At 38.3% G+C, this 13,414-nt stretch carries 6 protein-coding genes; 3 read left to right on the top strand and 3 right to left on the bottom strand.

Going from position 1 to position 13,414, the window contains the following annotated elements:
• Window positions 1-575 precede the first annotated feature (575 nt).
• The 3 genes from DXB63_RS16150 (at window position 576) to DXB63_RS16140 (ending at window position 9,140) form a co-directional block, all read left to right on the top strand.
• Window positions 576-2,138: a LuxR C-terminal-related transcriptional regulator gene (locus tag DXB63_RS16150; RefSeq protein ID WP_122127418.1), complete on the top strand. Its 1,563-nt coding sequence runs from the start codon at window positions 576-578 to the stop codon at window positions 2,136-2,138.
• 151 nt (window positions 2,139-2,289) lie between these two features.
• Window positions 2,290-4,221, top strand: a complete 1,932-nt coding sequence (locus tag DXB63_RS16145; protein WP_158563696.1) for a T9SS-dependent choice-of-anchor J family protein — start codon at window positions 2,290-2,292, stop codon at window positions 4,219-4,221.
• Between the two features lie 113 nt (window positions 4,222-4,334).
• Window positions 4,335-9,140 carry a carboxypeptidase regulatory-like domain-containing protein gene (locus DXB63_RS16140; RefSeq protein ID WP_122127416.1) on the top strand — a complete coding sequence of 1,602 codons (4,806 nt, stop codon included), beginning with the start codon at window positions 4,335-4,337 and terminating at the stop codon, window positions 9,138-9,140.
• 60 nt (window positions 9,141-9,200) lie between these two features.
• On the opposite strand, the gene ybaK is transcribed toward DXB63_RS16140, so the two are convergent.
• The 3 genes from ybaK to DXB63_RS16125 are packed head-to-tail and all read right to left on the bottom strand — an operon-like array spanning window position 9,201 to window position 13,256.
• Window positions 9,201-9,677 carry a Cys-tRNA(Pro) deacylase gene (gene ybaK, locus DXB63_RS16135; RefSeq protein WP_122127415.1) on the bottom strand — a complete coding sequence of 159 codons (477 nt, stop codon included), beginning with the start codon at window positions 9,675-9,677 and terminating at the stop codon, window positions 9,201-9,203.
• Window positions 9,674-12,505, bottom strand: a complete 2,832-nt coding sequence (gene uvrA / locus DXB63_RS16130; protein WP_122127419.1) for an excinuclease ABC subunit UvrA — start codon at window positions 12,503-12,505, stop codon at window positions 9,674-9,676. The genes ybaK and uvrA overlap by 4 nt, the downstream gene beginning before the upstream one ends.
• A 4-nt stretch (window positions 12,506-12,509) precedes the next feature.
• Entirely contained in the window at window positions 12,510-13,256 is a 747-nt protein-coding gene (locus DXB63_RS16125; protein WP_122127414.1) for a gliding motility-associated C-terminal domain-containing protein, read from the bottom strand.
• Window positions 13,257-13,414: the final 158 nt, after the last annotated feature.

Raw genomic sequence — 13,414 nt, 5'->3', positions numbered from 1 at the left:
GGCGATTTCTTAAAAGATATGGAAGTTGGATAATTTTAAAACAACGGGAAATAACATCCCTAAAGTGACATCCGGCAATCAGGGAGCAGACGGAAAAACAAAGGAATCAAACTGACAATACCCCCGGAATAAAATAATCCAGTCCTCAATAATTTTATTGTCGTGAAAAGCTATACTTATTTATAGGTAATACAAAACCTACATATCTGAAATTAGTAGGTCTTGTCTCTCTTTTCTTATAGTTCAGTTGAAAAATTAAAAAGAGGCAACTCTCCTTTTAAATTTTTATCTGTATATCATTCTGTTACCCACACTAAAATCAGATAGGCTAGAATCAAAATCCTCATTTACATATCAGACACATTATTTGAACCCTATCTTTATTAAACAAAGACAATTCTTTTCCTGCGTTTTCAAAGGAAACAGATATTTTTATACTTCATAACTCTAAAGCGTTAGTCTTTTTTTAGAAAAGAAAATTATTCATTTCAATTCAATAGTTATAAGAATTAATCTATATTTGCATATGTTTGATTATAGCATTAGTCATAACACAAACCATATATTGACAAAAAATGAAGAACCTATTACTATTTATCACCTTATTATATAGCTTTTCTATTTCAGCGACACCTCAAAAGGATATTCTGAAAGCAAGATACGACTCTTGCCATACTTACATTAAGAATAACCGTGAACAATTTCCTGTAAATGTATTACGCTGTGCCCGTATGGAAATAGAAATCGGAGAAGCATTGGAAGATAAATCTCTTATATTAACCGGTTATATTGATACCGGACGGGCTTTGTTTATACTTTATCAATACCAAATGGCATTAGAATATGTTCATAAAGCGCTACAACTAAGTACAATATTAAACGATATGGATAGAAATGCAGAAGCCAAACGACTCTGCGGAGCTATTTATACAAATCTGGATGACATTTATAATGCACGAAAATACTTAAACGAAGCTATCGCTTATTATGAATATAAGAAAGATACGACTTCCCTGATCCGAAGTTTGGGAACAATGGCTATTTCCATGGGTAAAAATGAACAATACGAAGAATGTATTCAGGTACTGAATAAAGTTTATAAAATGAGCGAAATTCGGAAGGAATACAGGACAATGCAAATTACAATGCTAAACCTATCAAATGCCTATTGGAGTTACAATAACCCCGAAAAAGGCATTCAGTTAATAGACAGTATGCGATCCGTTATTCCCATCGCTTATATTACACCTCAAGACAGCGTTTTTATTCAATATAGAATCGGTGAATATCTTTATAGCAAAAAGCAATATGCGGAAGCGAAGAAAATATTAGAAAAGAATTACGAACAAGCAAAGCGATATAAAAATTCCGAAGTCTTATCATGTACACTCAGTATTTTAATCGAACTAACCAAAGAAGAAAAGGATTTTGAAGCTTCTACCAAATATTGCGAAGAACTACTCAATCTCCACGATTCGATAGAAGGAACGGAAGTAAAGAAAAGAATCGGAGAAATGGAAGTGATCTATGAAGTATCACAAAAAAACGCGGCAATCGATCATCTTATCCTACAAAACAAATGGAACAAACAGCGTTTGATTCTTATTTTACTTATCATCATAACTATCAGTGCTATCGTTATTATCAAAATCAAAACAAATGCAAAGTTGGTTGCTTCCAAAGTTCACCTTTTGGATGAAGAGCTGAAAAACAAGAAAAACGAACTGACCAACATGGCTATTTATTATTATGAGTTGAAGAAAATGGTTGCAAATCTATACGTAAAATTAAAACAGATTAATTATCATTGCAAAGATACGGAAACCAAACAATCTTTAGCCGGTGTTTGTACCTCTATGGCTCAAAACTCCACATTGGACGAAACTAAAAACAAAATCAATAATTATATAGATACGAATTACAGTGAATATATATCACGCCTCAATGAAAAATTCCCGGATCTTTCTGATTCGGAGAAACGAATCTGTACCATGCTGTTAATCGACTATACTACCAAAGAAATATCCGATGTACTCAATATTTCAGAAAAGAGTATTAACAATATACGCTCTAAAATAAGGAAAAAGATGGATGTGCCCGAGAACTTTTCTATCTCGCAATTCCTGAAAAACATCTGATTCCATATCATATTTCTTTCTTATTATTTTCTTACATATCATTGATTTTCAATAAAATATAAGATACATGAGATGAATATTATATCATCTCACATGTTCAAACATCCTTTTCTGTATATTTTTGGATATATCTAATTTTAAACAAATGATTATGAGAAAATTTACTTCCTTTATGTTCGCATTGATCGTGTGTTTATCCGTAAATGCACAAAAAACATTTTTCTCTTGTGACTTCAATAATGGAATTCCCAAAAGTTTTGCTTTATATGATGAAGACGGCAACACCCCTTCTGATGAAGCTAAACGAATGGGGTTCGAAGTCGGCAAACCATGGATTTCGTACGGAGCGTTTGAAAACGATCCGACAAACCTTTCTATCATGAGCACTTCTTCGTACTCACCGGCGGGAACTTCTAACGATTGGATTGTGACACCTGCTATTCATATTGAATCTCCCAACGCCTACTTCATGTGGAAAGTAGGGAATTTTACAAAAAAGAAAGACGGCTATAAAATATTAGTTTCAACCAAAGGGCAAACCTTAAATGATTTCACGGATGCCAAAGTTCTCTATCAAAGCGATAAGGGGGAAGACAAGGAACTTTATATTTATACTCATATAGTTCCTTTGCAAGAATATGACGGTCAAACAATCTACATTGCAGTAGTTAATAATAGTACGGACAAATCATTTTTATTGATGGACGACTTCTTTGTAGGAGAATTACATCAGTCTGTCGATCTTATAAATACAACTAAAAATGTTTTGAATAGTGACAAAAAGATCAACATTAAGTGTTCTCTGATAAACAATGAAATACTTAGTTTCGAACATGATATCACAGTGACACTGAACATCAATAATGATACCTTTACAAAGAATATCGAAAAATTGAAGTTAGCTTCAGGAGCAAAACAAGATGTCATCTTTACCGGAATCTCTGCCCCAGCAGAGGGAGAATCTGCAAACTATACGATTACGGCAACTTATACGGATGAATCCGCAAACGAAATTGTGAAAACTATCAATTCCGCTTTATTTCGGATAGGTTCAATTTATTCGAGAAAGGTTGTCGTGGAAGAAGGTACCGGTACTTGGTGCGGTTACTGTCCACGTGGCATCGTCGGTATGAAAGCAATGAAAGAAAAACATCCTGATGACTTTATCGGTATTGCCGTACATGATGACATTATGCGGGTTGATGAATATATAGAAGGTATAACTCCGTATGTTAGCGGTTTCCCTATTGCCATCGTCAATCGTTCCGAAACTTTAGATCCATCGACTCCTACCCTTGAAAGTCAATACAAAAAAGAAATCATAAAACCTTCTATCGCTTCTGTAAGAATTAAAAAGGCTGAATTTGGCGACAAAGACAGCACACTCATACGAGTGAATGTTTCCTCATCTTTCGCATTTAATGCAGATCGTGCAAATCTGAATTTTCGTTATACTTTTGTTGTCATTGAAAACGATGTAAAAGGAACAAGTTCTGATTATAATCAAACAAATTATTATGCCGACGGAGCAGGAGGAAGAATGGGAGGATTCGAATCATTACCCGATCCGGTACCCGCATCCGAGATGTCATACCAAGAAGTGGCACGTTTTATCACTCCATTTAATGGTATAGAACAAAGTATCGCACAAACAATAGAAAAAGATAAGGAAACTTTATACGAATACACATTCCCTACTCCTAAAAACATTATGCACAAGAAAAACATAGAAGTAATAGTATTGCTGTTAGACCGGATTACAGGCGAAATCTGGAATGCAGATAAAATTGAAGCTAAAGATATGGGATACAATGCTTCTATCAATGGAATGGAAACGACAAAAGATGTAGATAATACCTTTAAAGCTTATGCTATAGACGGCAATTTGTTTATTTCATGGAACACGGAATCCACCACTCCTGCACGCGTAGAAATGTTCGGTCTGGATGGTAAAAAAGTCAAAGACGTATATTTTGAAAATGTATTGGATGGTTTGTCCGTTCCTGTAAATAACTTAAAGGGCATCTATGTCATAAAAGTATATAACGGGAAAGATGTCTTTGTAAAAAAAGTAATACTATAATACAACATCTATTTCTCTTTAAACAATGCTCTAATTGATATCACACTTTATTTCTTGGAATCTATTTTGAATTACATTTGAAATACGCTATTTAATCAATTAATACAAAGCCTATGAAAAAGTATCTTTTACTATCATTAGTAGTGGGAATATTAATTTCCGTCACTTTTGCATTTGCAGAAACCGGGAACACTCTCCCGTCTGATCTTAAACAAACAGTTAAGCAAGACCGGACAAAAGCCTCCGGTCAGATCAAAAACAAACAGCCTCGTCTCAAAAAAGCTCCCGCTTACTACCCGAAAGCATATCAGACAAAGAAAATCTATGGCTTCCAACTGGCAAGCGACGGTTCCGATGAAGGTTTCGTTGAATTTAATCTAAAAGACCTGTCGACAACCACTGTATTATTCCCCGACAATCCGGACTACATCAATTTCCAAAACCTAGTTGGTGGTGCCTATGGAGACGGTACTTATTATTACTTCAACGGGACTGATGCGTCTATTGCCACAGAATTCGATAAAATAGACCTAAGTACAGGTAAGAAAACAATTCTATCGGATTACTATACGGCAGGGCTTCAGGTCATAAAGCCTTACGATATGACCTACGACTACTCTACCCATACCATGTATGGACTGATAACCAGCAACAAAGATAACTTCTATGCACAACGCTTGGTCACAATAAGGCTGACTGACGGATATGCAGAAGATGTAGCCATATTGAACGCAATGTACAGTTCTTTGGCTGCCAGTTATGATGGTCACTTATATGCTATAAAAGAAAACGGATATTTGGTAGAGCTGAATAAAAAGGACGGAACAGAGCAAAAGATTCTCGAAACAGGATATATACCCAAAGTAGAATTACGCCAATCCATGGAATTCGACCATACGGACGGGAGTCTATATTGGGCACTGTCAACAAAAGATTATGAAGGAAATCTGATAAAAATAGACATTCAGAATAAAGAGGCAATTGATTTAGGTACATTGGGAGAAAACGCACAAATATCCGGGATGTATATTCCATTTTTAAGAAATAACCTTAATGCGCCCGCCGCCGCCGAAAATTTAAAGCTTACCCCTGAAACCGGAGGAAAACATGAGGCGACATTAAGTTGGAAGAATCCGGAACTAACCATTAATGAAGATCCGTTATCAAGTATTACCAAAGTAGAAGTCTACCGAAACGACGAATTGGTGAAAACTTATGAATCACCAACCAAAGGCCAAACCATGTCATTCAAGGAAACGAATGTACCCAATGGTTTCAATACCTATAAAATTGTTGCATTTAACAGTGCAGGCGAAGGTGCTCCTGCTACCGTTACCGGTTTTGTAGGACGTGACGTTCCTGATGCCGTAACCGACATAACCTTATCAAAAACCAATGCAACTTCTATAGAACTCACGTGGGAATCACCCGAAAAAGGAGTATCCGGCGGATGGATAGATCAATCAACCTTAACTTACAATATAGTCCGTTTCCCGGACAGTACGGTTGTAAAAAGCAATTTTGCAGAGCAAACATACACCGAAAATAATCTGACGAATCTGAAAACTTATTACTATCGGATTGAGCCCCAAACCGCCGACGGTAAAGGGGAAATAGCTGAATCAGAACATATTCAAGTCGGAGAATATTGCTCTATACCGTATCAAACAAACTTCATCTATCCTGATGAAAGTGATTTATGGACGATAATCGATGCTAATGAAGACGATTTTATGTGGGATTTCGACGCATATTTATTATCGTTATTTTTCCCTGAATCTAAACCGGGATCTGCATTTTTCAGCGGATGGGATTCGGATGACTGGATCATTTCACCACCTATCAAACTAGAAAAAGGGAAACATTATGAAGTTACTTTTGATTCGCAAATCAGAGAATTGGATATAACTCAATTGGAAGTAAGCATTGGCAAAGAAAGCACTGTAGAGTCTCAAAAAATGATTAGAAAAAGAACACTGACAAATACAGACTTCCAAAAAGAACAGATATTATTGCCGGTATTTGGAGAAGATGGTAATTATCATATTGGTATACGGGTAAACTCGACCGATACAGAACAAAAGCAAATAGTACGACTGACTTATCTGGAAGTTAAAGAAACAACCGCCGGCTCTGTACGGGGAAAAATTATCAGTGATGGAGCACCGATAGAAGGAGTCACCATTTCTTATAAGCAAGAGGACAAAATAATCACATCTGCCCAAACAGACGCCGAAGGTAATTATGAAATCCCTTATATCGCTGCAGGTACTTACAGTTGTATAGTAGATAAAGAAGGTTACAGCACTATCGAGAAAGAAGTCACCGTAGAGGAATTAGCTTCACTGACACTGGATTATTCATTATTCCTCAGAGGAACATCTAAAATAACCGGTAAGATAGTAGATGCAAGAAACCAACCGGTTGCAGACGCTGCTGTCAGACTAACCGGATACAAAACATATCAAACCCGAAGTAAGGAAGACGGTTCGTTTGAAATTCCAGATGTATACAATGCTTCTTATCAGTTCATTGCATTCAAGATAAAGCATGAACAATTCACCCGGCAGATTAGTGTAAATGAAGATATGGTATTAGGTGATTTGCAGTTGGAAGACAAACTATTGCCACCGACCGGTGTAAAAGTAGACGCCGATAATACGAAATCTACGGTTATGTGGCAAGAACCGGTGGATATAAAAACATTCCGCTACGATGATGGTACGGTAAGAGGAGTCAGAGGATATAATGGAGGAATGGAAGCAACAAATCTGTTAAAGGTGTTAGGTAGTGTATACCGACAGGCAGCTATATTAACAGGCATGTCGTGGTACACAGTGGAAGATGGATACCGCGACCATGATACGGTAGACATATTTGTTTTTGATCTGGATGAAAATGGAGAACCTTATAATAAGATTCTTTATCATGCAAGTAACGTTTTAAATAAAACGGATAAATGGATGACACATACCTTCGAACAACCGGTAGAATGTCCGAATGGTTTTGTTATTGCTTTAAGTTGCGACGGCTTCGCATCTTTGGGTGTTGATGACGGTGCAGGTTCCGATTACCCTTTCCATGCAGGAACTCAATGCGGCTCAAAAGATTATACGTTATATCCGTTTAGTTATATTGAGAATGAGAGTGGTGGAGATGAAATGAAACAAAATTTCATGCTACGGGCAGAAGGAGTACCTGTAGGGCCTGAGTTCGAACGGATTGTTCCTGCGAACCAGACAATGCAAAGACAAATTCCAATGGAAAAAGGAAGTTCCGTATGTAAAATAGAGACAAGATTATTGGATACTCCGGTTGAAACAAAATCAAACATCTCAAATACTCAAAAAACGGAAGAGACCTATCATCCTGCTTATAATGTATACCGTTTTAAGGAAACCGATGAAAAAACACCTGATAACTGGAACTTATTAACCACTGAACCTGTTAACGAATCAACTTATCAGGACAGAAGTTGGAGCACTTTATCCAAAGGAGTTTATAAGTATGCAGTAGAAGCGGTTTATACTGGCAACAAAGTATCTGACGCCGTTATAACAGGAAAAGCAGGGAAAGATATGGCTACAACTATTACGGTCACTCTCTCTACCAACCTTGAAGGAGCTTCAACAGAAGGAGCAGTCGTTCAATTGTCAAGTACGGACAATCGTTATACCGGTAAAGCGGATGCTTCAGGAAAAGCAGTTCTATCCGGTGTTTGGAAAGACAACTATGAACTGTCCGTAATGACATTAGGTTGTGAAACATATACCAAAAAGGTAGATTATTCTACGAATAACGAATATCAGGAAAACATTCAGTTAAAAGAAAAGATTGTGACTCCGAATAAGCTAAAAATTGAGAATACGGAAAAGACAGATGAACGCATGTTCAGTTGGAATAGCTTCAAGATATCCGATGATTTTGAATCGCATCAGGATTTTGCCATCAACTCACCGGGAAGCATAGGTTGGAGTTATATTGATGGTGATGGTGCACCGACAATTAATATGTCAACACTGACTCATGGAGATATCGTACATCCGGGTATGAATAGTCCGATGGCTTATATAATTTTCAATCCGGCTTTAACCAAGCCATCACTGGAAGGAACAATAGTTCCTCATAGCGGTGACAAAGTTCTGGCTTGTTACAGTGCTTCTCACGCTGTTAATAATGACTATATCATTTCTCCCGAACTGAATACACCGGATGATTTCACTTTCTCATTCTATGCCTATTCATTCGGAGCAAGTGAAAACAATTATGATAAAATACGAATAGGATATTCATTCACCGGCAAAGAAGAAACTGACTTTATCTGGTTGACTCAAACTCCTATTGATATTGAAGATGATTATTGGACTCCATACAGCTATACAATCCCTGCAGGAGCACGTTATGTAACAATTAATTGTGTTTCAGAGCATCGAATGATTCTCTTAATTGACGATATTTATATCGGTACTCAAACTGAAGGTTATATAAGCCCAACGAATGGCATTGGTCATCATACTTATGAAATTTATCTGGACGGCAAGAAAGTAGCGACTCAAAACGAAACTACCTATCTGTTCACAAAGTTAGAAGACGGTAATCATACCGCAGGCGTAAAAGCCGTATATGCTACAGAATCTACGGCAATATCCACCATTAACTTTGAAATTTCAGGAAGTAGTATTGAAAATGTAACCGATGAAGAGGTAACACTGTATCCGATACCTGTTAAAGACCGGCTATATATTGATGGTCAATATGACAAACTGTCTATATATGACGTAAGCGGGATGCTAAAAAGTGAATATGATAAGCCCGTTTCATCAATTGACGTTACCAATTTAAATACCGGTGTATATATGGTTAAAATAATCAGTGGCGATAAGACTTTAACCAAGAAATTGATAATAGAAAATAATTAGTGACAACTTAAACCTTATCTTACCCAAGCTTACAACGTTTATTGTAAGCTTGGGTTATTTTTAGACAATTCCACAGACTTCGGCTTTAGCTTCCCGAATCAAATCCTGCGGAGCTATTTTTATCTGTAAACCTCGCACACCGGCGCTTACATATATATAAGGAAAAGACATACAGGTTTCATGGATATAAGTCGGGAAATGTTTCTTCATACCAATCGGAGAACAACCGCCACGAATATATCCCGTCAGTGGTAAAAGTTCTTTCATTGGTATCAGGTCACACTTTTTATTACCTGAAACCTTTGCTGCCAACTTTAAATCGACTTCATGCTCTCCGGGTATAACGCAAACAAAATATCCCGTTTTATCTCCCTGCAATACCAATGTTTTAAATACCTGTTCTATATCCTCGCCTAAGCTGGCAGCCACATGAACTGCAGAAAGATCGTTTTCATCTACGTCATAGGGTATAAGCTCGTATTCCACTTTCGCTTTATCAAGCAAGCGAGCTACATTTGTCTTATTAATCTTTGTCATAATCCTAATTCTTCTTTTATGAATTTCGGCGTATAACCTTTGCCACTCAAGGCCACTTCTTCCGGTGTACCGGTAGAAAGCAACTGCCCCCCTCCTTTTCCACCTTCCGGACCCATATCTATGATATAATCCGCCATCTTGATAACATCCAGATTATGTTCTATCACGATAACCGTATTGCCCTTATCCACCAACTTATTCAATACATTCATCAATACACGGATATCTTCGAAATGCAATCCGGTGGTCGGCTCGTCAAGTATATACAGCGTCTTACCCGTATCTCGTTTCGAAAGCTCGGTAGCTAGTTTCACACGCTGACTTTCTCCTCCGGAAAGCGTAGTGGACGACTGCCCCAACTTTATATATCCCAAACCGACCTCCTGTAACACTTTTATCTTATTCAATATCTGCGGCACATTCTCAAAGAATTCAACCGCACGATTTATCGTCATATCAAGAACATCTGCAATAGACTTTCCTTTATAACGCACTTCCAACGTCTCACGGTTATAACGTTTTCCATGACATACCTCACATGGGACATATACATCCGGCAAGAAATTCATTTCTATGGTTTTATAACCGTTTCCGCTACATGCTTCACAACGTCCTCCGGTTACATTAAAAGAGAACCGTCCCGGTTTATATCCTCTGATTTTAGCTTCCGGCAAACCGACAAACAAACTGCGGATATCAGAGAATACCCCCGTATAAGTAGCCGGATTGGAACGAGGAGTTCTGCCAAGAGGCGACTGATCCACATTCACCACCTTATCTATATACTCCAACCCTTCAATCGAATCGTAAGGAAGAGGATCTTGCAAGGAACGATAAAACTTCTGCGACAAGATAGGTTGCAAGGTATCATTAATCAAAGTAGACTTACCGCTACCCGATACTCCCGTTACACAAATCAACTTACCTAGAGGAAACTCTACATCAACGCCTTTCAAATTATTGCCTACGGCACCATTCAGCTTGAGAGAGTGCCCGTTTCCGTTTCTCCGCTTTACAGGAACATCGATCTTTTTCTGTCCGTTAAGATATTGGGAAGTAAGCGTTTCCGTTTCGAGCATCTTCTGTGGTGTACCTGCAAAAACGACTTCTCCTCCCAGACGTCCGGCTTTCGGCCCCATATCCACAACATAGTCGGCAGCAAGCATCATATCTTTATCATGCTCTACCACAATAACCGAATTACCGGAATCCCGCAATGTTTTCAGGGAATTAATCAAACGTAAGTTATCACGCTGATGAAGCCCGATACTCGGTTCATCCAATATATAAAGGACATTAACCAACTGCGAACCGATTTGCGTAGCCAAACGAATACGTTGGCTTTCACCGCCCGACAATGATACGGACGACCGATTCAGGGAGAGATAATCCAGTCCGACATCCAGAAGGAATCTTAATCTGGCCCTGATCTCTTTCAATATTTCGACTGCAATCTTACTTTGTTTCTCAGACAAGAACGGATCTACATTCATCAGCCAATCATATAGTTCCGAAATATCCATCGAAGCCAATTCATAGATATTCTTATCATGGATACGAAAATGCAAGGCTTCCTGATTTAATCGCGCACCTTTACATTCCGGACATACGGCTGTACGTGCGAATTGTTCCGCCCATTTCTGCGCAGTAGCGGATACATCCTTCTCTTGCATCATCTGGATATACTTCACAATACCTTCATACGATACAAAATAGTCCGAAGATGTGTGTATCACGGACGCTTTTATCTTAATCCGTTCGTCTGAACCATAAAGAATTTCATCAATCAAATCATCCGGAAACTCCTTAACCGGAGTCTTTATGTCCGTATCATACTTCTCCAGCAAAGCTGCTATCTGCCAGAAAATCATAGTATTCTTATACTTCCCTAACGGAGCAATCGCACCGTCATAAATGGAAAGCTCCCTATCCGGTATTACCTTATCTATATCTATCTGGTTGACATATCCCAATCCTTTGCAACGAGGGCAAGCCCCTTGCGGAGAATTAAAAGAGAAATTATGCGGAGCCGGTTCACGATAAGAGAGTCCGGTCACCGGGCACATCAAGCGTTTGCTATAATGACGAAGTCCCATTTCTTCCGCATCCAAAATCATGATTAAGCCGTCACCTTGTGCCATAGCTGTCGCCACACTCTGTTTCAGACGCTTGTCATCCTTATTCGAATTAACCACCATCTTGTCTATGACAACTTCAATATCATGATTTTTATAACGGTCGAGCTTCATGCCATGAGTGACTTCACGAATTTCACCATCCACCCGGACATACAGATAGCCTTTCTTGCGAACTTGTTCAAACAATTCTTTATAATGACCTTTACGACTCTTCACCAACGGAGCCAGCAAATAAATCTTCTTTCCTTCATATTCTTTCAGAATCAAATCCAGAACCTGTTCCTCCGTATATTTAATCATCTTCTCACCGGACAAATAAGAATACGCCTCTCCTGCCCTTGCAAACAACAAACGAAGATAATCGTATATTTCTGTTGTCGTTCCCACCGTAGAGCGAGGGTTCTTATTGGTAGTTTTCTGTTCAATAGAAATAACAGGACTCAATCCTGTTATCTTATCGACATCCGGGCGCTCCATATTCCCCAGAAAATTACGTGCATAAGCAGAGAACGTTTCTATATAACGTCTTTGTCCTTCCGCAAAAATGGTATCAAAAGCTAATGAGGATTTTCCGCTCCCGCTCAATCCGGTTATTACAGTCAGACTGTTACGGGGTATTTCTACATCTATATCTTTAAGATTATGTACACGCGCACCGTATACATTTATAAGTTCTGTTTCGTCTATCATATTATCATTCTCCTCCAGTCGTGGAATCATTCGAGCCGGTCCCGCTAAATCCCCGAAGTATGGTTATATCTCCCTTATGTTTATACTTTATTCCATCAGAGCCTTCTGCCTCTATCACTACAAAATAAACTCCGTCTTTTACCTGTTTCCCTTTATAAGAACCATCCCAACCGCCGTCGATTTCAGACAATCCCCAATGATAGAGCTGCTGCCCCCAACGATTGAAGATGTAGGCATTAAACTTTATCAAAGACTTATAATGCACCTTGAAAATATCATTTATACCATCTCCATTAGGAGAAAAAGCATTCGGTACTTTTAGTTCGGACTCACTGATTTTGATTGTATAGGTCGCAGAAACTTCCGGTTCCGGTGATGAATTGCCGTCCGCATCTGTAAAAGTTACCAGCAAGCGGATGTAATAAGTACCCGAATCATAGAAAGAGAACTCAGTATCATCTTCAAAACGGGTCAACTCATTCGTCTCAAATCCAGGCGAAAGCGAACGGTTCCATTCACATCTCCAAGTATAACCTTCCGGTGCTTCGATACGAGACTCACAAACAAGCTTCATCGGCGCAGCAGCAACAAACGGTTCTGCTGCATCAATAGTATCGACGGATTGCTGGCCGTTTGTCTCAGTAGAGTAAAGTAGCGGATTCATCTGCTGTGCATAAACCGGAAAGAAAGACGTCACCACTGCCAGTAATACAATAACCAATAACCTATTTACAATATTTCTTTGATTCATACTCCTTATTATATTATTACGTACTATCAGTATAACGTAAGGTTTGCAAAATTAATGTTTCCGCATGAATTATTTAATTAAAAAGCCTAATAATATTTTCTTAACTGATTATATAATGTGAATAAATTACTTTTTCTTACCTTTGTCATTCGTATTCT

Source organism: Bacteroides sp. OM05-12 (assembly GCF_003438995.1).
Classification (GTDB): domain Bacteria; phylum Bacteroidota; class Bacteroidia; order Bacteroidales; family Bacteroidaceae; genus Bacteroides.
This window is presented reverse-complemented; position numbering and strand designations above follow the sequence as displayed.